Annotated in this window: 26 protein-coding genes, 1 tRNA gene and 2 pseudogenes; 16 read left to right on the forward strand and 13 right to left on the reverse strand. The window is 68.5% G+C overall.

From position 1 onward, the window contains the following. Nucleotides 1–15: 15 nt before the first annotated feature. The 5 genes from ACQPZZ_RS00665 to ACQPZZ_RS00685 all read right to left on the reverse strand — a co-directional run bounded on the left by ACQPZZ_RS00665 (nucleotide 16) and on the right by ACQPZZ_RS00685 (nucleotide 4396). Nucleotides 16–915, reverse strand: coding sequence for a hypothetical protein (locus ACQPZZ_RS00665; protein WP_432927942.1), 900 nt, complete (start codon nucleotides 913–915; stop codon nucleotides 16–18). Then, complete coding sequence (locus tag ACQPZZ_RS00670) at nucleotides 912–1121, reverse strand: heavy-metal-associated domain-containing protein (RefSeq protein ID WP_432927944.1); 210 nt, start codon at nucleotides 1119–1121, stop codon at nucleotides 912–914. The genes ACQPZZ_RS00665 and ACQPZZ_RS00670 overlap by 4 nt, the downstream gene beginning before the upstream one ends. A 103-nt stretch (nucleotides 1122–1224) precedes the next feature. Beyond that, nucleotides 1225–2514 carry an ArsB/NhaD family transporter gene (locus ACQPZZ_RS00675; RefSeq protein ID WP_432927946.1) on the reverse strand — a complete coding sequence of 430 codons (1290 nt, stop codon included), beginning with the start codon at nucleotides 2512–2514 and terminating at the stop codon, nucleotides 1225–1227. Continuing rightward, complete coding sequence (locus ACQPZZ_RS00680) at nucleotides 2511–2948, reverse strand: CBS domain-containing protein (RefSeq protein ID WP_432927948.1); 438 nt, start codon at nucleotides 2946–2948, stop codon at nucleotides 2511–2513. Before ACQPZZ_RS00680 ends, ACQPZZ_RS00675 begins: the two co-directional genes overlap by 4 nt. Nucleotides 2949–3067: 119 nt before the next feature. Then, nucleotides 3068–4396 carry an NUDIX domain-containing protein gene (locus tag ACQPZZ_RS00685; RefSeq protein WP_432927950.1) on the reverse strand — a complete coding sequence of 443 codons (1329 nt, stop codon included), beginning with the start codon at nucleotides 4394–4396 and terminating at the stop codon, nucleotides 3068–3070. A gap of 107 nt (nucleotides 4397–4503) precedes the next feature. On the opposite strand from ACQPZZ_RS00685, the gene ACQPZZ_RS00690 reads away from it, so the two are divergent. Continuing rightward, nucleotides 4504–5439, forward strand: coding sequence for an aldo/keto reductase (locus ACQPZZ_RS00690; protein WP_432927952.1), 936 nt, complete (start codon nucleotides 4504–4506; stop codon nucleotides 5437–5439). A gap of 164 nt (nucleotides 5440–5603) precedes the next feature. Here ACQPZZ_RS00690 and ACQPZZ_RS00695 read toward each other — a convergent pair whose 3' ends face one another. The 3 genes from ACQPZZ_RS00695 to ACQPZZ_RS00705 form a co-directional block, all read right to left on the reverse strand. Next, nucleotides 5604–5966 (reverse strand): STAS domain-containing protein, encoded by a 363-nt coding sequence (locus tag ACQPZZ_RS00695; protein WP_363635725.1) that lies wholly within the window; start codon nucleotides 5964–5966, stop codon nucleotides 5604–5606. Nucleotides 5967–6140: 174 nt separating this feature from the next. Beyond that, nucleotides 6141–6962 (reverse strand): SAM-dependent methyltransferase, encoded by an 822-nt coding sequence (locus ACQPZZ_RS00700; RefSeq protein ID WP_432927955.1) that lies wholly within the window; start codon nucleotides 6960–6962, stop codon nucleotides 6141–6143. 137 nt (nucleotides 6963–7099) lie between these two features. Next, nucleotides 7100–7498, reverse strand: coding sequence for an ATP-binding protein (locus ACQPZZ_RS00705; protein ID WP_432927957.1), 399 nt, complete (start codon nucleotides 7496–7498; stop codon nucleotides 7100–7102). A 300-nt stretch (nucleotides 7499–7798) separates the two neighbouring features. Here ACQPZZ_RS00705 and ACQPZZ_RS00710 point away from each other — a divergent pair, with 300 nt between their 5' ends. From ACQPZZ_RS00710 to ACQPZZ_RS00735, 6 genes are all read left to right on the forward strand, one after another. Continuing rightward, nucleotides 7799–8038: a DUF397 domain-containing protein gene (locus ACQPZZ_RS00710; RefSeq protein WP_363635719.1), complete on the forward strand. Its 240-nt coding sequence runs from the start codon at nucleotides 7799–7801 to the stop codon at nucleotides 8036–8038. 77 nt (nucleotides 8039–8115) lie between these two features. Next, complete coding sequence (locus ACQPZZ_RS00715; RefSeq protein ID WP_432927959.1) at nucleotides 8116–9021, forward strand: helix-turn-helix domain-containing protein; 906 nt, start codon at nucleotides 8116–8118, stop codon at nucleotides 9019–9021. 142 nt (nucleotides 9022–9163) lie between these two features. Continuing rightward, nucleotides 9164–9559, forward strand: coding sequence for an ATP-binding protein (locus ACQPZZ_RS00720; protein WP_363635717.1), 396 nt, complete (start codon nucleotides 9164–9166; stop codon nucleotides 9557–9559). A gap of 259 nt (nucleotides 9560–9818) precedes the next feature. Continuing rightward, nucleotides 9819–9983 (forward strand): DLW-39 family protein, encoded by a 165-nt coding sequence (locus ACQPZZ_RS00725; protein ID WP_161628012.1) that lies wholly within the window; start codon nucleotides 9819–9821, stop codon nucleotides 9981–9983. A gap of 39 nt (nucleotides 9984–10022) precedes the next feature. After that, entirely contained in the window at nucleotides 10023–10739 is a 717-nt protein-coding gene (locus ACQPZZ_RS00730) for an HAD-IA family hydrolase (RefSeq protein ID WP_363635715.1), read from the forward strand. A 143-nt stretch (nucleotides 10740–10882) separates the two neighbouring features. Continuing rightward, nucleotides 10883–10955: transfer RNA gene (locus tag ACQPZZ_RS00735), tRNA-Ala, on the forward strand. 76 nt (nucleotides 10956–11031) lie between these two features. Here the strand turns inward: ACQPZZ_RS00735 and ACQPZZ_RS00740 are convergent. Then, nucleotides 11032–11490, reverse strand: coding sequence for a tyrosine-type recombinase/integrase (locus ACQPZZ_RS00740; protein WP_432927962.1), 459 nt, complete (start codon nucleotides 11488–11490; stop codon nucleotides 11032–11034). A 1318-nt stretch (nucleotides 11491–12808) separates the two neighbouring features. Between ACQPZZ_RS00740 and ACQPZZ_RS00745 the strand changes: the two genes are divergently transcribed. Next, nucleotides 12809–13186, forward strand: coding sequence for a contact-dependent growth inhibition system immunity protein (locus ACQPZZ_RS00745; protein ID WP_432927964.1), 378 nt, complete (start codon nucleotides 12809–12811; stop codon nucleotides 13184–13186). Between the two features lie 240 nt (nucleotides 13187–13426). After that, a pseudogene (locus ACQPZZ_RS00750) lies at nucleotides 13427–13657 on the forward strand (transposase); the annotation flags it as partial. Nucleotides 13658–13702: 45 nt separating this feature from the next. Here the strand turns inward: ACQPZZ_RS00750 and ACQPZZ_RS00755 are convergent. Continuing rightward, on the reverse strand, nucleotides 13703–14827 hold the full coding sequence (locus ACQPZZ_RS00755; protein WP_432927966.1) for an IS30 family transposase: 1125 nt from the start codon (nucleotides 14825–14827) through the stop codon (nucleotides 13703–13705). A 97-nt stretch (nucleotides 14828–14924) separates the two neighbouring features. Here ACQPZZ_RS00755 and ACQPZZ_RS00760 point away from each other — a divergent pair, with 97 nt between their 5' ends. Next, nucleotides 14925–15797, forward strand: coding sequence for an IS3 family transposase (locus ACQPZZ_RS00760; protein WP_432927968.1), 873 nt, complete (start codon nucleotides 14925–14927; stop codon nucleotides 15795–15797). Between the two features lie 21 nt (nucleotides 15798–15818). Here the strand turns inward: ACQPZZ_RS00760 and ACQPZZ_RS00765 are convergent, their stop codons facing one another. Continuing rightward, nucleotides 15819–16523 carry an N-acetyltransferase gene (locus tag ACQPZZ_RS00765; protein ID WP_432927969.1) on the reverse strand — a complete coding sequence of 235 codons (705 nt, stop codon included), beginning with the start codon at nucleotides 16521–16523 and terminating at the stop codon, nucleotides 15819–15821. A gap of 480 nt (nucleotides 16524–17003) precedes the next feature. On the opposite strand from ACQPZZ_RS00765, the gene ACQPZZ_RS00770 reads away from it, so the two are divergent. After that, nucleotides 17004–17426: a hypothetical protein gene (locus tag ACQPZZ_RS00770; RefSeq protein WP_432927971.1), complete on the forward strand. Its 423-nt coding sequence runs from the start codon at nucleotides 17004–17006 to the stop codon at nucleotides 17424–17426. Next, nucleotides 17423–17764 (forward strand): transcriptional regulator, encoded by a 342-nt coding sequence (locus ACQPZZ_RS00775; RefSeq protein WP_432927973.1) that lies wholly within the window; start codon nucleotides 17423–17425, stop codon nucleotides 17762–17764. The genes ACQPZZ_RS00770 and ACQPZZ_RS00775 overlap by 4 nt, the downstream gene beginning before the upstream one ends. Before the next feature lie 1039 nt (nucleotides 17765–18803). Here the strand turns inward: ACQPZZ_RS00775 and ACQPZZ_RS00780 are convergent. Next, nucleotides 18804–19172 (reverse strand): hypothetical protein, encoded by a 369-nt coding sequence (locus tag ACQPZZ_RS00780; protein ID WP_432934711.1) that lies wholly within the window; start codon nucleotides 19170–19172, stop codon nucleotides 18804–18806. Here ACQPZZ_RS00780 and ACQPZZ_RS00785 point away from each other — a divergent pair. The 4 genes and pseudogenes from ACQPZZ_RS00785 to ACQPZZ_RS00800 form a co-directional block, all read left to right on the forward strand. Beyond that, a pseudogene (locus tag ACQPZZ_RS00785) lies at nucleotides 19156–19518 on the forward strand (SNF2-related protein); the annotation flags it as partial. The gene ACQPZZ_RS00780 and the pseudogene ACQPZZ_RS00785 overlap by 17 nt on opposite strands. A 61-nt stretch (nucleotides 19519–19579) precedes the next feature. After that, nucleotides 19580–20551 (forward strand): DEAD/DEAH box helicase, encoded by a 972-nt coding sequence (locus tag ACQPZZ_RS00790; protein ID WP_432934697.1) that lies wholly within the window; start codon nucleotides 19580–19582, stop codon nucleotides 20549–20551. A gap of 2 nt (nucleotides 20552–20553) precedes the next feature. Next, nucleotides 20554–21114, forward strand: a complete 561-nt coding sequence (locus ACQPZZ_RS00795; protein ID WP_432927975.1) for a hypothetical protein — start codon at nucleotides 20554–20556, stop codon at nucleotides 21112–21114. A 157-nt stretch (nucleotides 21115–21271) separates the two neighbouring features. Further along, on the forward strand, nucleotides 21272–21526 hold the full coding sequence (locus tag ACQPZZ_RS00800; RefSeq protein WP_432927976.1) for a hypothetical protein: 255 nt from the start codon (nucleotides 21272–21274) through the stop codon (nucleotides 21524–21526). Nucleotides 21527–21709: 183 nt separating this feature from the next. Here the strand turns inward: ACQPZZ_RS00800 and ACQPZZ_RS00805 are convergent, their stop codons facing one another. Beyond that, nucleotides 21710–22639, reverse strand: coding sequence for a MerR family transcriptional regulator (locus ACQPZZ_RS00805; RefSeq protein WP_432927978.1), 930 nt, complete (start codon nucleotides 22637–22639; stop codon nucleotides 21710–21712). Nucleotides 22640–22777: the final 138 nt, after the last annotated feature.

Consider the following 22777-nt stretch of genomic DNA (forward strand, 5'->3'; position numbering starts at 1 on the left):
TCTCGCGTCATGCCGTCAACGGCTGTGCCCGGCCGTTTCCGCGTGAACCGTGAAGGCGGCCGTGCGGACGGTTCCCTCGTGTTTGAAGTCGAGGAACAGGCGGTAGTCGCCGCCACTCGGCGCCGACGCGGCGAAGGTCACCCCGGCCGCCGGGGTCGTGCCCTCCTCGGGGTGCACGTGCAAATAGGCCAGGTCGCCCGCGCGGATCGCGACGAGGTGGCCGTAGGCGCCCAGATAGGGTTCGAGGTCGCCGACCGGCTCGCCGTCCTTGCTCACCGTGAACACGAGCTTACTCACCCGGCCGGGCGCGAGGTCGCCCGCCAGCGTGACCGTGTATCCGTCCACCCGCGCCGTACGATCCGGTGCCGGCAGCGGCCGGGGCTCGTAAGGGCCCGGGGCGTTCAGATCGGTGCCGAGCGTCAGATCCGGCCCGCCCTCGGGGGCGAAGTCGGCGTACGCGCGGTAGGTCCCGGCGGCCGGCAGAGTGAGCCGGACCGTCCAGACCCCGTCGCCGGCCTCCTCCGGGTGCAGGTGCCAGAAGCCGCCGAGGTCCCGGGAGACCACGATGAAGTGCAGCTTCTTTTCGTGCTTCACCTGGTAACGGGTCACCGGCGCGCCGTCGGGCCCGGTGACGGTGAAGCGGAAATCGGTGGCCTTGCCCGGCAGGAGCGTCGTGGTCAGCGGGACCAGCGTGTAGCCGTCCTGGGAGATCTGCAGGCCCGCCGCCACCGTGGTGGCGGCCTCCTCGGCGCCCGTGTGGGCGTGGCCGGCCGCCGGCTCGGGGTGACCGTGGACGGGCCGCGGCTCCGTGCGCGGGGGCTCGCCGGCGCCGAGCGCGGTCCCCGCCCCCAGGGCCGCAATGAAGATCACTCCGAGGCCCGCGGCGTACGCGCCGAGCCGGGCGGGGGTGTTCACGAGACACCCGCCACGTCGTATCCGGCCTCCCGGACGGCCGCCACGATGGCCGCGTCGTCGACGCCGCCGTCGGTCTCGACCGTCAACAGGCCGGAGGCGAGGTCCACACGCACGTCGGTCACGCCGGCGACCGCGCCCACCTCCTCGCTGACCGAGCTGACGCAGTGGCCGCAGGTCATACCGGTGACGGTGTAGGTGGCGGTCATGGCGATCACTCCTGTAACTCGTTCCTCATCGACGACAACACCATACCCCCCTATGGTATTTCCGCGTCAAGACAGGGCCCCCTTCGAGAGGGGGCCCGACGGTCTACAGGAGGTAGCGCAGCCAGAGGTACGGCACGCACAGGGCCACCGTGACGACGGTGACCACCAGGCCATACTTCGTGAACTGCCAGAAACTGATCCGGGTGCCGTTGCGCTCGGCGATGCCGAGGATGACGACGTTGGCGGAGGCGCCCACGGCGGTGGCGTTGCCGCCGAGGTCCGCGCCGAGCGCGAGCGCCCACCACAGCACGTTGTGGTCGGCGCCGGGCACGTGCTGCGCGAGATCGGCCACGATGGGGCTCATCGTGGCGACGTAGGGGATGTTGTCCACGATCGCGGACAGCCCGGCCGACGCCCAGAGCAGGACCATGGCGGTCACGCCCGGCCGTCCGGCCGTCGCCTCCGCCGCCGCCCGCGACACCTGCGTGATCACACCGGTCTCGACGAGCGCGCCGACCATCACGAACAGCCCGGCGAAGAACACCAGCGTCGGCCACTCCACCTCGCGCAGGGCGTCGTCGGTGGTGATTTTGGTGACCAGGACGAGCAGCCCCGCGCCGAGCAGCGCCACGACCGACGGCTCGTAGTGCAGCACCGGGTGCAGCACGAACGCCGCGATCACCACGCCGAGCACGGACAGGCTCTGCACGAGCATGACCTTGTCCTGGATGGCCGCCCGCTCGTCCAGCTGCATGATCTCGGCCGCCCGCTCGGGGTCGTACCGGAACGCCTTACGGAACAGCAGCCGGCACAGTCCGATGAAGACCGCCGTCAGCACGATCACCAGCGGGGTGAGGTGGACGAGGAAGTCGTTGAAGGTCAGCCCGGCGCGGGAGGCGATGATGATGTTCGGCGGATCGCCGACGAGGGTCGCGGTGCCGCCGATGTTGGACGCCATCGCCTCGGCGATCAGGAAGGGCGCCACCGGCAGGGCGAGGCGCTCGCAGACGAGGAAGGTGACCGGCGCGATCAGCAGCACGGTCGTGACGTTGTCCAGCAGCGCCGACGCCAGGGCCGTGATCACCAGGAGCAGCACCATGAGCCGGAACGGCCGTCCCCTTGCCCGTTTCGCCGCCCAGATGGCGAGGTATTCGAACACGCCGGTCTGCCGCAGCACGCCGACGATGATCATCATGCCCAGCAGCAGGAAGACGACGTTCCAGTCCACGCCGGACTCCTGCGAGAAGAACGCGGAGCCGGCCGTGGTCGCGTGAATGAGCAGCAGGATCGCGGCGCCGCCCAGGGCGGCCTTGACCCGATGGACCCTCTCGCTGGCGATGAGGACGTACGTGGCGACGAAGACGATCGCCGCCACCCATGCGGTCACCGTCATGTGAGCCGCTTGAGCAGTGCGGAGAGCGTGACCGCGCCCAGCAGGCGGTCGCCGTCGAGCACGGCGACCAGGGGGCTGCGGGTGCGCGCCATCAGCGCGGCGACCTCCAGGAGCGTGGCGTCGGGATCGGTCACCGGGAGCTCGCGCGGCCGTTCCGGCATCGCCTGGCGGACCGTGCGCTCGCCCAGCGCGCGGACGAACGCGTCGGCGTGCGCCTCGTCGATCACCCGGGCCAGCGCGGGGTCGTCCTGGCAGTACCTCGGCACGGCCAGGCGCAGCACCTGCGTGCCGGGCAGGATCGACACCGGGGCGCCGCGCTCGTCCAGCACGATCAGCCCGGGCAGCTCGCGTTCGGCCATGAGACGCGCGGCGTCGGCCACGGGGGAGTCGAGTCCCACGGTGGGAAACGGCACTACGAGATCGCGGGCACGCATGATCTCACCTGCCCGCCGCGAGTGGCTGTGCTCACGTCCTGCCTTCCGGTCGCCGGTCCGGCCCCCGGGTATGGGGGACCCCTTCGCCGACCAGACTTCCCGGCACGCCCCGGCCCAGGCTATCGGCCCGGCAACCCGCACAAAAGCCCCGAAGAGGCGCGGACGAATACCCCCTCGGAGTACGGCAGGCGCCCGAGCGACCCGGCCGGCAGCGGGACCATGCCCTCGGGCGCCTCCGTCAGCCGGGCGGAGAAGGCCAGACGGCGGCCGGTGCGTCCCCGGGGCGAGACGTAGTCGTCCGCGCCGGCGAAGGTCACCTCCCTCACCGGGGCGAGCCGCGTCAGCGCCGCCTCCACTGCCTCACCCGGCCCTACGACGGTGGCGGGCAGGCGGTCCGTCTCGTCGTCGGAGTGAACGAGCACCGCGCCGTCGAGCCAACCGGCCAGGCAGACCGTGACCTCCTCGAAGCCGGCGCGTACGGCCTCGGCCGCCAGGTCGGCGGACCCGGGGACGTCCCACCCGTGCAGGGAGAAGACCGGCGACCCGCATGCGAGCGGCACGGTGAGTGCCCGCCGCACGGCCTCGACGCCCGCCCGTGCGTACGGCACGGTCCGCTCGGGCAGCCGGTCAAGTGGAAACCAGCCCAGTTCGGCGCACTTGTGCGGCTCGGCATTGACCGGCGTGCCGGTGATCGTGCGCGCCACGAGGAACATCCCGATGCGGGCCGTTCCACCAGCGTTGCGGTGATGCATGACGTGCACCACCTCGCAGCCGTCCACCTCGACGCCGAGCTCCTCGCGGGCCTCCCGTACGGCGGCGTCCACCACAGACTCCCCCTCCTCCAGGTGCCCGGACGGCATGATCTGCCACTCCCCGTCGGCGTAGCCGGTGCCCCGGCGGCGGCCCAGCAGCACCTTCCCGCCGTCTGTGAGCATGCCGCCGTCTGTGAGCACTCCGCCGTCTATGAGCATCAAGTGCACGTCGACGACCGGCCGATACCGTCCGGGGGCGTACGTCGCGGCGTCGAGCAGCGCGGGCAGGGTCGCGGCGTTCGCGGCGATGAACTCCCCCAGCTCGGCCGGGACCATGTTCAGCGCGCGGACCTCCTCCGGGCGTACGCGCCGCACCTGGTGCAGGCCGATGTCCGGTTCGAGGAACTCCGGGCCGCTGCGGCGCGACAGGTCGAGCGACACCAGTCGGCAGGCGAAGACGCTGCTCAGGCGGCCGGGCTCGGCGAGGGTGAACACGTGCAGCGCCGGCCCCGCCGTCGCTCCGAGCTCCTCGTCGAGCTCGCGGCGCAGCGCCGCCTCCAAAGTGGCGTCGGCGGGCTCCACGCCGCCGCCCGGCGTTACCCAGTACGGCTCACGCTCCGGCCGTACACGCCGGAACAGGACGATGTCGTCGCCGTCGAACAGGATGGCCCGGACGCCGTGCCGCACGGAGGTCATGCCGGCATCCTCTCGCGTACGGTCCGGCGTCCGCTGCCGAAGGGGGCCGAAATACGGTGAGGAGAGCTCTCCCTGGGGAGCGGCTTCGTGGAGAAGGGATGCAGGACATGACCGAAATGACCTACCGGCGGTTGGGCGACTCGGGGCTCGTCGTCTCGGCTCTCGGCCTGGGCGGCAACAACTTCGGCCGCAGGCTTGACCTCGACGCCACGCGCGCCGTGGTCGACGCGGCGCTCGACGCCGGTGTCACGTTGATCGACACCGCCGACATCTACGGCGAGTCGGAGGCGCTGCTCGGCGAGGTGCTGAAGGGGCGGCGTGACCAGGTCGTCCTCGCCACCAAGTTCGGCGGGGACGTGCACGGCGCCAACGGGCCCGACTGGGGCGCGCGGGCCTCGCGGCGGTACGTCCGCCTGGCGGTCGAGCGGTCGCTGCGCCGCCTCAAGACCGACTGGATCGACCTCTACCAGCTGCACTTCCCCGACCCGTCCACCCCGATCGAGGAGACTCTGTCGGTCCTGACGGACCTGGTGCGGGAGGGCAAGGTCCGCTACGTGGGCTCGTCCAACTTCGCGTCCTGGCAGGTCACCGACGCGGACTGGATCGCCCGCACCGGAGGCTTCGAGCGTTTCGTGAGCGCGCAGAACGAATACAGCCTGCTCGACCGGCGGGTGGAGGGGGAGCTGGTGCCCGCGCTGCTGCACCACGGCGTCGGGCTGCTGCCCTACTTCCCGCTCGCCAACGGCCTGCTCACCGGCAAGTACCGGCGCGGGGAGGAGGCACCGTCGGGCACCCGCCTCGCGGACCGGCCGCAGTACCTGACCGACGCGCGGTTCGAGGTGGTGGAGCGGCTGCGGGAGTTCGCCGAACGGCAGGGGGTGACCCTGCTGGACGTCGCGATCGGCGGCCTGCTCGCGCAGCCGGCCGTTTCCTCGGTGATCGCGGGGGCGACCCGGACCGAGCAGATCAAGGCCAACGTCGCCGCCGCGGCGTGGCGGCCGGACGAGGCGGCGCTCAAGGAGCTGAACGAGATCGCCGGCTGAGCGGAGGCGGTCGCCGCACAGGTGTTCGGCTCTGCCCGCACCCTCGGCGTACTGGCCGCACAGCCGATCGGTCTGCCCGCACCCTCGGCGTACTCATCGAGCCCGCCGGGCGGCGCGTCCCGCCGCGCGAGCGTGCGCGGCCGTGCGAGCCCCCGGCGGGCGGGTCAGTCGTCGAGCATCTCCAGGAGACGGCGCAGGTAGGGCGGCACGTTGCGCAGCCGTACGGCGTCGCCCGCCGCGGGGGACGCCGGAGCGAGCAGGGCCCGCAGCCCCGCAAGGTCGATGAACCGCAGAGCGCCGGCGTCGACGGTGATCTCGCCACGTCTGCTTCTCGCCTCGGCGAGCGCGGTCGCCAGGGCGGCGCTGTTGGACACGTCGACCTCGCCATCGAGGATCACCGACGAGTCCGCGGGGGACCATCTGACGCTGAGGTAGGTGTCGATGTAGAGAACGCCCTGATGGCCGCCGGACGACCTCACGAGACGCACCGGTACGGCGAACCGGTGCACGGCGCGATGCGCGCCCATCCTGGGTGAAGGATCGCGGAGTAGGACATGGTGAACGACGTCACGGTCCCACCTCCTTGCTGGAAGCGGAAATACTTACTGAGCGTGTCCGTCTGACCGCGCATCTGTCAATGGTTGGCCAATTAATATTCAACCAACGACCACTGTCGGCGTCGTCCCGCCGCGGCGCTTCTGTCAACGCTTGCGGCCGACGCCGCCGACCGCCCAGACCGTGTTCTTCGGCGGGCGCAGTTCGTCCGGCTCCGGCCGCCATTCGGGCACCTGGACGAGGCCGGGCTCCACCATCTCCAGGTCGCCGAACAACGGCAGGATCTCGGCCCGGGTGGGCAGTCGCAGGCGGCCGTCGTCCTTGGCCGCCCATTCGTTGGCGAACAGCAGGGCCAGTTTGCCGGTCACCTCCGGCCGGAGGTCGGAGATCGCGTGGCTGATGACCATGTAGCTGCCGGGCGCGATCGCCTCGCGCAGGCGTGCCGTGATGGCCCTCGTGAGGTCGTCGTCGTTGATAGCGGCCAGGACCGAGACGAGCAGGACGCCCACGGGCTCGTCGAGGTCCACGAGCTCCCGCAGCCGCGGATGCGTGAGGATCGAGTCGGGATCGCGCACGTCGCCCTGGATCACCGCGACGCGCTCGTCCTCCTCCACCAGCGCCTGGCCGTGGTTGACCACGACGGGATCCTTGTCCACGTAGACCACGCGGGCGTCGGGGGCGCATCCCCGTGCGATCTCGTGCACGTTGCCCTGCGTCGGCAGGCCGCAGCCGATGTCGATGAACTGGCGGATCCCGATGCCGGCCAGGAACCGTACGCTCCTGCGGAGGAACTTCCGCCCCTCACGGCACATCAGGGGAAGCTCGGGCGCGATGAGCAGCGCCGCCTCCGCGGCCTCTCGGTCCGCGGCGAAATTGTCCTTCCCGCCGAGCCAGTAGTCGTAGACCCGGGCCTCGTTCGGGACGGACGGGTCGAAACCCACAGGCTCGACCGGGGAGAAACCCGGCATGATCCTCCGTTCAGCCCTGATGACCGATAGTACCGGTGCGAGACGGGCCAAATTGAGGATTCGTACGTGTGTCGCGTTGCGAGCCCGTCACGGCGGCCGGGGCGATGGGACGGACGGGCCTTGTGAACCGGGGAGGATCAGCGGTAGCCGTCGGCCTCCGCGGTGAAGCCGGCCCACACGGCCTTGCCCACGGGACGCAGCCGTGTCCAGCCCCACATGCGGCTGACTCCGGCCACCACCTGCAGGCCGCGTCCGGTTTCGGACACGTAGTCGGGCTCGCGCAGCACCGGCGCGTCGTTGCTGGGGTCGGTGACCATGCACAGCAGCGCGCGCGACGATCGGAACATCAACAGCCGCACCGGCAAGGGATGGATGGCCTGATGCCGCAGGCCGTGGCGCAGCGCGTTGGTGACCAGTTCGCAGACCGCGAGCGCGGCGTCGTCGGCGACGCCCTCCATCGACCAGGTCCGCAGCACGCCCGTGGTGAAGTGCCGCGCGGTGCGCGCGGCGAGGCTCTCCCGATGGAACTCGTGCACCGCCACCTGGGGGACGCCGCACGGCTCCTCTCCATAGGTCCAGGGCCAGCGCTTGCCATCCGGAAAGACCTGCTCAAGCGTGCCCAGCCAAGGATCCCGGGCACCGCTATCGGCTTCTGCGAGGGAAGCGCGGTCTGTCCGATAACCAGTCATTGAGAGCCTTATGAGGTTGATGTCGACCATGTGGCGGGATGACTCAGTAAGTCATACTGCTCCCATTGATGCTCGTGTGCAAGTACAGATGCACGTGCAAACGCACGAAAGGCATCGGTTGGGCTCGGATTCCGAAAGAGGCGCCCCATGTCCGTGTTCTACAACGGAATGCCCTCATCTCACCTGGGGCAGCAGGCCTGGCGCAAGAGTCGGCACAGCAACCCGAGCGGCAACTGCGTCGAGATCGCCGAACTGCCCGACGGCCGGGTGGCTCTGCGCAACTCCCGGCACCCGGCGGGTCCGGCGCTGGTCGTGCCCCGCCAGGACATGGCCGCATTCCTCCGATCGGCCAAGGAGGGCGAATTCGACGACCTCTTGGACAAATGATCTCGGCACTTGCGTGAGACGACAGGGCGAGTATCGTGAACGTGGCGTAAACACCGGCGCACCTCAAAGGACCCCATATGACTGCGGCCTCTATGGAGGGTGTGCCTCACCCGCTCGATCTGGCGGCACGATCACGCCGCAGCCCGACCGTCCTGCGTATCCTTCTCGGCACCCAGCTGCGCCGGCTGCGTGAAAGCAGGCACATCCGCCTGGAGGAGGCCGGCCACGCCATCCGCGCCTCCCACTCGAAGATCAGCAGAATGGAGCTCGGACGCGTCGGGTTCCGCCGCCGCGACGTCGCCGACCTCCTCACTCTGTACGGCGTTACCGACGAGAGCGAGCGGGAGGCGCTGCTCTCCCTCGTCGCCCAGGCCAACGCCCCCGGCTGGTGGCACAAGTACGACGACGTCCTGCCCTCCTGGTTCGAGGCGTACGTCGGCCTGGAGCAGGCGGCGAGCACGATCCGCTGTTATGAGGTGCAGTTCGTGCCCGGGCTGCTGCAGGCCCCGGCGTACGCCGAAGCGGTCGTGCGACTCGGCCATCCGGCCGCCTCGGCCGAGGAGGTCGAGCGCCGCGTCCGGCTGCGGATGGACCGCCAGGAGGTGCTGGCCCGCCCGGATGCTCCCAGTCTTTGGGCGGTGATCGACGAGGCCGTGCTGCGCCGCCCGGTGGGCGGTCCCGAGGTGATGCGGGCCCAGATCGAGCATCTGCTCGAAACGATCGCCCTGCCCCGTGTAACGCTCCAAATCATCCCGTTCACCGCCGGAGGGCACGCCGCCGCGGGCGGGCCGTTCAGCATTCTGCGCTTCGCCGGGGTCGGCCTGCCGGACGTCGTCTACCTCGAACAGCTCACCAGCGCCATCTACCTGGAGAAACGGGAGGATGTCGACCGCTATCTCGCAGTCATGGAACGACTGTGCATCCAGGCGAGGCCTGCGGCGGACACCAAGCGTATGCTGCTGCAGCTCATGACGGAGCTGTGACGATGCGCTAGCGTCGCGAGCGCGACCTCCGTTGCGATATGCCCACAGGAGACGGTGGCGCAAGCCGTACCCGAAAATACGTGTCAGGTGCGCAGGGGCGGTAAGTGGAGTACTACCACGCTGTGGGGCAAGCAGGAGGGCGGTGAGAACCTTGGCGGGCAGCCTGCTCAGCCTGGAGTTCGACCGAAGTTCGGTCACCAGGGTGCGGCATCTCGTCATGGTGTCGGCGCAGGAGGCCGGGCTTGAAGGCGTGGCGCTGGAGGATTTCGTCCTCGCCGTGCACGAGGCGGTCACCAACGCCGTCCGATACGGCTCGCCGCCACGGGGGATCGCCATGTGGCGAGAGGCGGGGGTGCTGGTGGCCGAGATCACCGACAAAGGCCCCGGTATTCCCGACGAGGTGCTCGAACGCGAGGAGCCGGCGACGCGCTTCGACTTCGGGGGACGCGGCCTGTGGCTCATGAACCGCCTGGCCGACCTCGTCGTGCGTACGGGGGCCGAGGGGACGACGATCCGCCTCTGCGTGACGCTTCCCTGATCGTCATTGGACTTCCGCTCAGAGCGGAGCCTGGGTCGCCTGACCGAAACCAGACGCCTCCGACTCCCCGAACCCCAGCTGCCGTCAGGGTTAGCGCCGCTGTGAGCTGGGCACTTCTGATCTCGTCGCCTGGCCGCCAGGGTCGGACGGCGCACCAGGCGGGCGAGCCGTAATCTTGATTTTGGTTCCCCGAAATTTCGGGCAATCCGGGTCGGACGCCGAAGCCTTGCTAGGCTGCAGGGAACCGTAGAACCGGGCGTTGTCTCACCCGGCAGGTGAGACCGTCGAGAAGTGGGGTCACACCGTGAAGAAGCTGCTTGTTCTCGCTCTGGTCGCCGTCGGCGGGCTTCTGGTCTGGCGCAAGGTGCAGGCCGACCGCGCCGAGCTCGATCTGTGGACCGAGGCCACCGGCAGCGAGAACTGACCACCAGGGATGGTGCTTGATCGTGGCAAGGGTGCGGGAATGACCCCCGTGAAGCTGGCCTGCCTTGATTTGGCCGGGACCACGATCGGTGACATCGAGATGGTGGAACGGGCGTTCGCCGAGGCGATCGCCACGCAGGGCATCGTCCCCGGGACCAGCGCCTATGCCCGTGCCATGGTGCATGTGCACAGGTCCCGGGGATGTCCCAAGATCGAGGTGTTCCGGGGCCTCTTCCCCGGCAACGAGGCTCGGGCGCAGGCCGCGAACCTGACCTTCGAGCGCTCCTACGAGGGAGCCATCGAGCGGACCGGTCTCGTGCCGATCCCCGGTGCCGTCGAGGCCATCGGGAAACTGCGCGACGCGGGCCTCAAGATTGTTCTGATCACGGGATTCAGCCGCGCGACCCTGGGGCGGGTGCTGAGCACCCTCACCTGGATCGACATGCTGGACCTCGCACTGTGCCCCGAGGACGCCGGACGCGGCCGTCCGTACCCGGACATGGTGCTCACCGCCGTCCTGCGGTCGGGCATCGACGACGTACGACAGGTGGCCGTGGCGGGCGACTCCGAAAGCGACATGCTGTGCGGCCGGCGCGCGGGCGCCTCGATCGTCGCCGGGGTGCTCACCGGCGTCCACAGCAAGGAGCGCCTGCTCGGTGGTGGGGCCACCCACATCATCGACTCCGTCGCCGACTTCCCCGCGCTCGTCCTCGGCAACGAGGCCGCCGCCTCGCCGGTGGCCGCCGCGGCCTCCTGATCGTTCCTCATCGTTTTCCGGCGCGGAGGAGCCTGGCGGGCGGCACGGCGCGGTATCGAGTGGCGCTCGGGTGCGGGCTGTTGCTACGGTGTACGCACCGGCGGCCTATGGATCTGCGTGTTCGCGTAGTCCGCACCCGCCACGGGGCCTTAGCTCAGCTGGCAGAGCGCCTGCTTTGCAAGCAGGAAGTCAGGGGTTCGAATCCCCTAGGCTCCACCCCACGTCAAAGGCCACCTTCCATGATCAGGAAGTGGCCTTTGTGATCTCGTACAGCAGCGAAGTACAGCAACCGCTACGGATCCAGTTGCTCACCGAGCTGCTTGAGAGCCTTGCGCGTCTCCTCTGACGAGACCTCGCTGTAGATGTTCATCGTGACCGAGATCTGGCTGTGCCTGAGGATCTGCATCGCCACGCGTGGGTGAACGTCGAGGGCGACCAGGAGTGACGCGCAGGTCTTCCGAGTCGCGTGGACGTGGACCTTCCGCACCTTGGCCTTGGCGCAGGCGTTGGCGAAGCTCCGCCGGAAGTTCGACGGCTCGATCGGCCGGCCGCTCGCGGTGGTGAAGACGAGCCCTGTCTCGTGCCAGCCCTCCCCAGCCTCAGCGCGGGCCGCACGATGGGCGGCGAGGCGCACCCGCAGAGCCGCGGTGACGATGTTCGGAAAGGGCAAGGTGGCATCGGAAGCGTGCGTCTTGGTCTCGCGGTGCAGGAGCTGGCCGTTGACCCGCTGGATCTGCCAGCCGATCGTCATCTCGGCCGGTCCAGGTCCACGTCTTCCCAGCGCAGCCCGAGCACCTCACCCAGGCAGAGCCCGAGCACGAGGACCAGGACGTAGGCCGGATACATCGGGTCCCACCTCGTACGAACCGACTCCAGGAAAGTCCGTGCCTCATCCACCGTCCACGGCTTCACCTTGCGCTTACGAAGCAGTACGACGACGCGACGATTCTCCTGGCGACGCTGACGCCGAACCCGCCAGCCGGAAACTGAGCTGTTACGGATTCGCTTACGTCTTCAAGCCGCCTTCGGCGGATTGCCGTGAGAAGAGGTCCGGCGGGGGCTATTCAGGATGCCGGTCGTGCATCACGCGTACGGACCTCCCGTCTACCGCCTCGTACTCCCGCCGGTTTGGCCACGCCTCGGGCGCCCTCTCTACACCGCTTGTCGGGATGAGATCACTTTAATGTGCAGGGACGGGAGGGAAGGACGCAAGCACAAGAGGGGCGGCGGGCTCGACGATCCGAGACAGAAGGCGGGCCACCAGGGGGAGGACCCGCCGGGGAAGGAATCGGCAGAGGAGAGGGCTGTTTCCTGAGCTGCCTTCCAGTGACACCGTGAGGGGGGTCGAACGATGGGGGTGGCACAGCGCAGCCAGAAGCCATCACGGCCCGCACTCCCGAAGGGGAAAGTACGCGGACACAGGTTGTGTCTACCGCTGGGCCGCGCGCCCGCCCCGCCGGCGGGCTGCGGCTCTCCGGCCGGTCCCGCCGGCAGGCGGCGCGCACCCTGCGCCGACAAGCGGCGCGGGTGTTCAACCGATGGCGGCAAAGCGGCCATCCGCGAAAAGTGATCTCTCTCCCCAAGAGGGTGAACGGGTCGTTGGCTATGAGCGGTACCACGACGTCGAAGAACCCGGAGACCATGAGGGCGACGCTGGCAGACGAGGGGAGAGAGGAAGAAGGGGGCGGGGAGGGGAGGCAGGCGGAAGGAGCAACGGGACAGGGCCTTGGGGCGCTGCCCCAAACCCCGGGGCCTCCGACTCCGAGAGGGGGTCGCGCGAGCTCGCGCCGTAGCGGGCTGAGGTGGAAGTCCTGATCGCTCGCCCGCCATCGACCCAGGCAGAGCCCAGCAGCCCGGCTCCTCCACGTCAAGCCCAGCCGTGCAGGCAGGACAACCAGCGCGCGAGGAAGGTCACCGGGAGCCAGGTACACGCGAGGCAGGGCTTGACCTTCCGTCCCCGGGCTGCTGTCGCTTCGCGATGGGTCGACGGCAGACGAGAGATCAGGACAGACGAGTTGTACGCGCGGGACAATCGGGTGGTGACTAGCCCTATGTACCGAGATCGCTCCTTGGAGGAGCTTGAGCGCGACCGTTGGCCAGATCCACCGGATGATGCGACCCGCCTTGTCTCGACCGTGCATGCTCTACGACATCGACCAATCGGCACGCTGGACGTGGAGAACCTGCGCTTGTTGATCGGGCAGAACGTTGGACTGCCCCACCTTCTGCCGTTGGCGCTGGAGATATTGCGGGACAACCCGCTAGCAGAAGGGGACATGTACGAAGGCGATCTCTTGTCGGCGGTCGTCACCAGGGACCCGGCGATCTGGAGCCGGTTCCCCAACCTTGAACGCAAACTCCGCGCGATCCTCCTGGAACTGGCTGACCTACCATCCAGTCTCCGGGGGAATGTCGAGCAGTTCCTCGGTTCCACACCTCGCCCCTGACGCTTCGCCCAGCCGGGGCACATTAGGGGCACATGCCCTCGGAAAGCACTGGAAAGTGATGGCAACGAACGCAAGCGTTTTCGCACGTCCCCGGGGATACCGAAGTTATCCGCCCAGATCATGAGCACGCGAAATTAGAACCCGGCCTACAGGCCGACTGGTCCGCATTGGGCTTGATCCGGTTTGACGGACATCTGAGATCAGGGGTTCGTCCCCGGAAGGATGTCCAAGATGGAGAGCATGGGGAAGAAGAAGCGTCCTCGCCGCTCGTTCACGCCGGAGTTCAAGGCCGAGATCGTCGAGCTGTGCCAGCGCGGTGATCGCTCGATCGGCCAGGTGGCCAAGGACTTCGACTTGACCGAGACCGCGGTGCGGGACTGGGTCCGCCAGGCCGAGGTCGACGCCGGGCAGCGTGACGGGCTAACCAGCAGCGAACGCGAGGAACTGGTCGCGTTGCGGCGGGAGAACCGCCGGCTACGCGAGGACGTCGACATCCTCAAGCGGGCCACCTTAGATTCAAAGAGTCAAGGCAACGCATTGGGCCGGGGTTCGGTAGCCGAGGCACTTTCGGGGGCGGTCGTTCAGCCGGGCGGCCAAGGCGTCGAGGTCGGCTTGGCTGTACAGGCTCAGATCGATGCCTTTCGGTAAGTATTGCCGGATCAGCTTGTTCGTGTTCTCGTTTGTGCCCCGCTGCCACGGGCTGCGCGGTGCCGCGAAGAAGACGTCGACGCCGGTTGCTTCGGTCAGCAACCGGTGGCCGGCGAGTTCCATACCGCGGTCCCAGGTGAGAGTGCTGAGCAGGCGAGCATCCATCCGTGAGAACGCCTGCTGCAGGGCGGGGATGACCGTCGTGGTGTGACGACTGGGTAGCGCGACCATGGTCAGATAGCGGGACTTGCGGTCGACCAGCGTCGCGACCTGGCTGTTCTTGGCTCCGACGATGAGATCGCCTTCGAGGTGCCCGAGCTCGGTTCGGGCGTTGGCTGCGTCAGGCCGTTCCTCGATCGGCCGGGCCCCGGTGATCTGGGAACGCCACTGGCCCTTGACCGTGTTCTTCTTGTTTTTGCGGATGGGACGGCGCGTGCGCAGCTTGGTGCACAGCTCACGCGGGATCACTTTCCAGCGGGTCGTGTAGATCGCGCGGTAGATGCTTTCGTGGCTGATCCGCATGAGCGGGTTGCCGGCGTGCATCAGCCGCAGATGCCCCACGATCTGCTCCGGGGACCACTCGTTGTCGAGCAGTTCGATCACCAGCTGGCGCAGCACCGGGTTGTCCTGCAGGGCCGACGGTTTTGGGCGACGTGCCTGCTCTTGAGCGCGTTGCTCGGCGGCGACCGCACGGTACTTCACTCGGCCGCCGTTGCGGGCGACCTCCCGGCTCACCGTGGATGCCGGCCGGCCGATCGACACGGCAATCGAACGTAGTGAGGCTCCAGCCTCGAGGCCGCGAGAGATCGATTCCCGGTCCTCGGCGCTCAAGTGCTCGGCCCGGCGCACCCGCTCGGCCGGCGCGATGCCGCCATGGTGCTTCAGCACCGTGAAAACCGACCCCGGGGGCTTGCCCAGTGCCCGGGAGATCACGCTGATGGAGTCACCGGCGCGCCACCGCCGCCACAAGTCTTCTTTCATCGCGTCCGACATTCCCGGCCGACCCATCCGAGCCACGATCCACCCATCCACTAGCAGTGTTGCGTTGATCGTCTGAATCTAAGACGGCTTTCTTCGTGCGGGAGACCCGGTGAGCGTGGACCCGTTCATCGAGGCGGAGAAGCAGGGCGGTCACAACGTCAAACGGGCGTGTGAACTGCCGGAAGTCTCCCGCGCCGCCTTCTACGCCCGCCGCAACCCCACACCCGGCCCCCGCGCTGTCCGCGACAACCAGTTGAGCGAACGCATCGGCGGCGTCCACCGTGAATCGCGTGGAACCTACGGCGCCCCACGCATCCACGCGGCCCTTCAGCACGAAGGCGAACGATGCGGACGACGTCGCGTCGCCCGTCTGATGCGCGCGCTGGGATTACAGGGCCGGTATCGGCGCCGCCGGCAGACCACCACGATCCCCGACCCAGACGCCGCCAAGCGGCCGGACCTGGTCAGTCGCGACTTCCAGCCGGATTCAGCCGAGATCGACACCCGCTGGTGTGGCGACATCACGTATATCGCCACTGATGAGGGCTGGTTGTATCTGGCCACGGTCATCGACATCGCCTCACGCCGCGTGGTCGGCTGGGCCACCGCCGACCACCTGCGCACCGAGCTCGTCGCGGACGCTTTGCAGCGCGCGTGGCGCAACCGCCGCCCCACCAAACCGGTGATCTTCCACTCGGACCGCGGCTGCCAATACACCAGCACCGCCTACACCCGCCTGGCGGAGCGGCTCGGAGTCCGGTTGTCGGTCGGCCGCCGAGGTCAGTGCTGGGACAACGCGCTGGCCGAGTCGTTCTTCGCCACGATCAAGGGCGAACTCCTAGACGAACGCCGCTGGCCCACCCGGGCCGCCGCCCGCAGTGCGATCTTCGAATTCATCGAGAGCTGGTACAACCTCCGCCGCCTTCACAGCAGCCTCGGCTACGTTAGCCCCGCCGCCTACGAAGAAACTCGTGCGGCCTGACCACCACACCAACGGTGTCCGTCAAAGCGGAACAAGCTCATCGGCGTTGCAGTGGACGGGCACCAGCGCCCCCGGAACCTCTACGTCGCCCGTCCGCTGGAACGGAAGGCCGGTCCAGTCTCGCCACTCCTCGAGGGTGCCCGCCACCACCATGGATCGCGGGGCGATCTTGTCGATCACCCCTCCGGCGCGTGCGTGCACGCGCAACCAGGGATCGACCGGCAGGCCGTCCTCCCGGCGAAGCGCGGCATAGTCGGCCATCGCGGTGCGGGGCTCGAGGTGCTTCCTGTTGGGACGCACGGGGGCGAGTAGTTCGCTGAAGCCGAGCCGGGCGGCCTGGGTGCGCAGGGCGTCGAGCATGACGGCGGAAAGGCCCTTACCCTGCAGGTCGGGCCTGATCGTGATCTCGAGTGCCGAGACCGCGTCGGGGGAGTTGCCGCGTCGCCGTGTCGCGGTGGCGCGCCAGAGCACGCCGTCCCAGCCGTCGTCGGGCAGCTCGTCGCCTCCGAGGACGAAGGGGACGGAGAAGGCGCGTGCCACGACGGCGCCAGGATCGGTTCGGTCTGTGGCGACCAGCGTGAACTCCGCATACTGGGTGCCTACGATCGGATAGAACAGGTTGGCGGCCGGGTCCTGTTTCATGAAGGCCGGCCAGCTGTCGGGCGTGCTCCACAGCTGCGGCTCGAGTTCGGGACGCTCCGCCAGCGTGGTGATCTGCAGGTCCATGGCTAGATCTTCGCAAATCGGACATGCCCCCAGTAAACGGTTTGTCCCACGCGCTGTGGCGATCACGACGTCGGCGTTCATGCTGGTCTGTCGCGGGGCGTGACAGCGATGCGAGCGGTTTTGACGGATCGCCCCTGCGATCACCTCGGCGACCTCGCCAGAGTCGGCAGCCGATAAGAGAGGGCGGGGTGAACCAGAGGAAAGGGTAGTGAGGATCTTCTGCCCGTCGCCGGCACGCTGCCGGCGACGGAACAGGGCGTACGCCGCTTGCCTGCAGCCGTAGCACTCCGACGTCCCGCCAGGAAGCGCCTGCTTGTGCCCGCCACCGGACCCCGGCCCGCTGTCGCTTCACGAGGGGCCGACGGCAGACGACAGATCAGGGCGAACGTCCCAGAGGTAGGCCGTGGGCGTGGTGACCAGGCGAGTAACCGGAGCGACATCTACTTGCCATTTTGGTAAGTAGATGCCAGAGTGGCATCCATGGATGACGGGATCACACCTGAGGCGGCTCGTGACGCGCTACGCTCCGCCGCCAACGCGTCTCAGCGGCTGCGCGCACGGGCGCGCTGGGCCAGCACCAAACTTGTCGTATTCGGTGTCAGCATCGGCTTGGTCACGGCCGGCGTCGGACTGATCGAGTCGAGGCTGTTGAAAGCCGCCGTCTTCGCCGCGTGGGGGGCGATGGTCGTGGTCATGACGGTGTGGGAGCGGGGCCGCCTGGTCCACCTTGCCGGAACGCGTCGGCGCATCAGCCCCTACTGGGGTGGGACCTTCGCGCTCTACGGCGTGGCGCTGGCTGTAGGCGCCGGCCAGACAACCGGAGACCTGGCGTACTGGCTGCCTGCCAGCGTGATCGTCTCACTGCCCATGCTCATCGGGGCGTACCGGGAGCGGCGCGCATGAGCCAGGGGCAAGACAGCGAACGCGGGCACGCGGGGAGCCTCAGCCACCCGCGCCATGATCTGGACGACCTGCTGACCCACGCGGTCCGGTTCTCGATCGTCGCCGCGCTCGCCGGCCTCGCGAACGCTGAGTTCGCCGCAGTGCGAGACGGTGTGGAGATCAGCGACGCGATGCTCTCCAAACAGGTGGCGCTGCTGGAGAAGGCGGGTTACGTCCACGTCGAGAAGGGGCGCGTTGGCCGGCGATCGCGTACGTGGCTGTCACTTTCCGACGAAGGGAAGGCGGCGTACGCGAAGCACATCGCGGCGCTGCGAGCCATCGCCGATCTCACCGGCTGACGCCGGACCAACCAGATCGTCCTACGGCGCGACCGGCACATCGACGCGCCGCAGCACGCAGATCAGCCTGGCGTGCCGGGCCTGCTCAGGGCGGTAGCGACGATAACCAGTGGCCGGATCGACAACCGCCGGCCGCAGCACGCCATGAATCGACAGGCCGCCGACCAAGGCGAAACACCGATGCTCAAGAAATCGTCGCTGCTCACCCGGACAGCACCCAGTCTCGGGATTTCCGAGAGTCAAGCGGGCACGGATCCAGCGCGGCCGTGCCAATAGCGTGCCATTTGGCGCGGTCAACCAGGTCAGTCACGGTCACTGGCGGACTGTATGTCGCCCAGTGGAAGCCTCATCTATTGAAGATCGAAGCAGGAAGTCAGGGGTTCGACGACTTGCGTTCCACTGACCCGGATGAATATCAATCCTTCTATGCCGGAACTACGCGGGGAAAAATATTCGGCCTGCTGGACCGGCAGCCGAAAGGACCGCCCGCACGCGGTAGCCGTCTGGGCGCCCGGCCGTTCCCGGCGGCCCCAAAACGGGCCCCGGGAGCAGCCCACCGGCACCCGTGCCCACCTCCTCCTACTTCCGGTGCGGCGCACGACGCGGTAGAGGGGCGGGGTGGGGCGCGGGGCAGAGGCAGAACACGGAGCAGAGGCAGAACACGGGGTGGGCACGGAATTCGCACGAAGTCAAACAGCAGGATCAGAGATTGACAAACGCTTGGCGGCATGCCCGCGGGCGCGCACTGAACCGCCGGCCGCTCACATATTCAAGAATTGACAGAACACTTGGCGGTATGCCCTTGGGGGCGCCGGAAAATCGCCGGCCGTTACCGGTCGCCCGGGAATTGACATACGCCCGATGGTCGCCTACGGTCCGCTCGTCGGCCTTTCCGGATCGCATCCGAAGGATTCATGACTACATCCACGTTGCCGAAGTCCACGCAGCAGTCGATTCCTGCCGTTCCGACGTGGGCACCTGTTGACACCGTGGGAACCGGGCAGAAACTCCCCGAGGCGCGGTCGGCCAGTCAGGCCACCTACCTGCCCGACCGGCACATGTTCGCCCTGTGGACCTGGGCCGACGGCGCCGTGGGGGCGCCCCCGCCGGTCGGTGACGTCCAGACCGTTCCCCTGGTCGTGCCGACGCCGGACCTCGGCAGGCTCAAGGTGTCCGACGTCGACTGCGTGCTGATCGAGCCGGACCGGCTCGTGGCCGCGCCCCTCGACTCGCCCGGCCGGTCGGTGGACGTCTGGCGGTCGTGGATCGCGTGCGGAGAGTCGGCTCTGCCTATCGCCGCGCACGCGGTTCCCGACGCCACGGGTGTCGCCGTCACGACGGCGGAACACGCGAGCGGCGTCTTCCGCCGCACCACCTCGGTGGGGGCCGAGATGCGGACGGCGCTCACCGCCAAGCTGCGCCCGTATCAGGTGCGCGGGGTGAGCTGGCTGCGCGACACCATCGAGACGCACGGCGGCGCGGTGCTGGCCGACGAGATGGGACTCGGCAAGACCCTGCAGACCATCGGCTGTGTCGCCGGACGGGCCGAGAAGGGGCCGCAACTGGTGGTCTGTCCCACGTCGTTGGTGGGGAACTGGGCACACGAGATCGCGCGGTTCGCACCTGGCCTGGGGGCGACGATCTGGCGCGGCGGGCCGCTGCCCGAGGTGGACAACGGCACGGTGGTGCTCACCGGCTACCCCACGCTGCGCACGCACGGCCCGGCCCTGGCGGGGATCCGGTGGAGCACCGCGGTCTTCGACGAGGCGCAGAGCCTGAAGAACCCCCGTACGCAGGTGTCGAAGGCCGCGCACAATCGCGGCCGACGCGCGGATCGCCCTGACCGGGACGCCCGTCGAGAATCACCTCGACGAGCTGTGGGCCCTGCTCAATCTGGTCGCACCGCACCTGTTCGCGAACCGGACGCAGTTCCGCCGTCGTTTCGTGCGGCCGATCGCGGACGGCTCCCCGGCCGCTTCCGCCCGGCTGCGGGGGGCCATCGAGCCGGTCGTGCTGATGCGGAAGAAGTCGCAGGTCGCGGGGTCGCTCCCGCCCAAGATCCACGCCGATCTCATCTGCGACCTCACCGAGGAGCAGGAGAGGCTGTACGACCGGCTGCTGGAGCAGGTCATCGACGACGGCTTCGGCAGTGGCGCCCAGCGGCAGACCAAGGTGCTCGCCGTCCTGACCTCGCTCAAGCAGGTCTGCAACCATCCGGGCCTGATCACGGACGACCTCGGTGAGCTGTCGGGCCGGTCGGGAAAGCTCGACCTGTGCACCGACATCGTGGCCAACAACCTGGAGAACGATTCTCCGACCCTCGTCTTCACCCAGTACCGGCAGACCGGTGAGCTGCTGGTCCGGCACTTCGCCGAACAGTTCGGGGTGAGTACGCCGTTCTTCCACGGCGGGCTGAACCCGGAGCAACGGGCCGGCATCGTACGCCGGTTCCAGTCCGGCGACGGTCCGAAGGTGCTCGTCCTCAGCCTGAAGGCCGGAGGCACCGGGCTCACGCTCACGCGCGCGGCAGACGTCATCCACTTCGACCGGTGGTGGAACCCGGCCGTGGAGGCCCAGGCGTCCGACCGGGTCCACCGGATCGGTCAGACCCGCACGGTCACCGTCACCACCCTGACCACCGGGACCACCATCGAGGAGCACATCGCGGCCATGCACAACCGCAAGTCCGCACTGTCGGACATCGCCGACATGTCCAGCGTCGCCGAGCTGACCCGCCTGGACGACGACCGCCTCATCGAGGTCCTGCGCCGGAAGCGAGTCAACTGACCATGGCCGACCACGACTACGGTTACACGACGTGGGGCAAGGACTGGGTCCGGTTCGCCGAGTCGTTGCGGCAGACCCGTCCCGATCCCCAGCTGCCGAGCGCGCGGCGCATGGCACGCGTCGGCAAGGTGCAGATCACGTTCGACGGCCGGACCGTGCGCGCCGTCGTGCAGCGCGGTCGCGGCAGCTCGGTGGTCACGATCGAGGTCGCGCCGATGTCCGCGGGGGCGACGGCCGAGATCTCCCGTCAGCTGAGCGGTATTCAGGCCCTGCTCACCGACGATCTGTACCGCGCGGTCGCCGACGCGGGCCATGCGCCCGTGCCGGTCCTCGACAGCGTCGACTGCTCCTGCCCTGCCGGCACCCCGCGGTGCGCCCATGAACTGGCCGTCTACTACGACATGGCGCGGCGCATCGACGACGATCCCCGCATCGCTCTCGACGTGCAGGGCTTCTTCCGCGCTTCGGCGGGCGGCGGCCAGGCGCCCCCCGAAGCGACGGCGCAGCGCTGGATCGCGCTCAACGCTCTTGATCCGGCCGCCTACTTCACTATGGCCGAGTGACACGGCCGGCCTGAGGGGGCCCCGGAGTCTGAGGCGATCTCGCCCAGCAGCGCCCGCAGGTCGTCCCCGTACACGGCCGCGCCCTCGAACGCCGGCCGTCGCGGAACCATCAGGACAGGGAAAGCCCGCGGGTTCGCCGCAGCCCTACGATCAGTTCATGCGGGCGGCGTATAACGAAGCGTTGGTGATGGCCGGGTACGTGCTGGGCATGGTCATCACATCCGTCGTCGGAGATTGGGCACGTGATTGGGCCGGCGGAAGGTTACTCAACGAGACCATGCTCATGTGCGCCCTGTTGTTCCAGGTCGCGTTCCTTTTCGGCCTTGCCCGGCTCCTGTTTCGAGGGTCGCGCCGGCTCGTCGGCGCCACTGCACAGTGGTGGCAGACGCGAAAAGCGCACGAACGCTCGTGATCAGGACGTGGAGGCCTGCGACCAGTGCCTGATCGGATCTCGACGTTGTGCCCGAACCGCTTGCCGTTGCGTTCCCGCCCGCCGCGCCCCGCTCGAAAGCCCAGGTCAGGGACAGTGTTCCTGGGCGTTGAGCGTCGATCGGCCTTCCTGCTTTTCCGTGACCGGTCCACTCGTGAGCTGCGCTCACGCGAGGGCTGTCGAGCCGTGGGCGCGTAGAGCGGCGATCAGCCAGGTGAAAGCGGGCATGGCCGTCGGAGCGGGCTCACGGCCGTTGAGCACGGCTATGAGATGCCAGTAGCGCTCCACGCGGGCGTCGGCGACGGTTTCAAGCCACCGCTGCAGCTCGCTGCGCTCGTCGGTTGATATGCCGGGCTTGATGATGTGATTCAGAACCGACCGGCCTTCGGCCGATTCCGGTGTGATTGATTCGGCTATCGCCTGATTAGCGTGCTCCAGGGTCAGCGACCGGAGCTCGTAGCCGTAGCGCGATGCCGCGGACGAGACGCCGGTCGACGCGATCGCGCGGAGCCGTTGCCGGAAGTCCTCGCCGGCGACCAGGTCGGCCAGCTCGATCCAGGCGTCGACCTGGCGTGGCGTCGGATCGTCCGGCAGTTCGTCGGGCAGTTCCCGCATCCACTCCGCGATGACCTTCGCGTCGTCGTCCAGCGTGATTCCCGAAAACGTGGTCTCGATGAACTCGTCGATGACCTGCTGCCGCTGAGTGGCGGACAGTTGGGCGAGTTTGTGCGTCGTCATCATCGTCTCCTCGGTCGTGCCGCCGCGCCTGGCGATCGTGCGAAGCACGGCGCGACGAAGCTTCAGAGCTCTGATCTCCGCGTCCAGCGCTCGGGCGTGCACCTCGGCCACCTCGGCCAGCGTGGTCTGCCGCACCAGGATCTGCTGGACGGCCTCCAGCCCGATGCCGAGTTCGCGCAGGGCTCGGACCAGATCGAACCGGGCCACGGCGGCGGCGTCGTAGAGGCGGTACCCGCCGGCCGAGCGGTCGGTGGGCACGATCAGGCCGCTGTCGGACCAGAAGCGGATGGTGTGCACCGAAAGACCGGTACGCCGAGCGATTTGGCCCACGGTGTAGAGCTCTGTTCCATCACTCACGAGGACGAGCCTGCACCTTCGAGCCACTCGAGACTCAAGCCTGAGGTCATCGGGAAATCCGTCCAGCCACCTTTCGGAACGCCGATCTCCCTCCGCGCCCGACCGGCGGCCGGGCCACGTACACCACGCGAGATCGAG

Source organism: Microbispora sp. CA-135349 (assembly GCF_050947365.1).
GTDB lineage: Bacteria > Actinomycetota > Actinomycetes > Streptosporangiales > Streptosporangiaceae > Microbispora.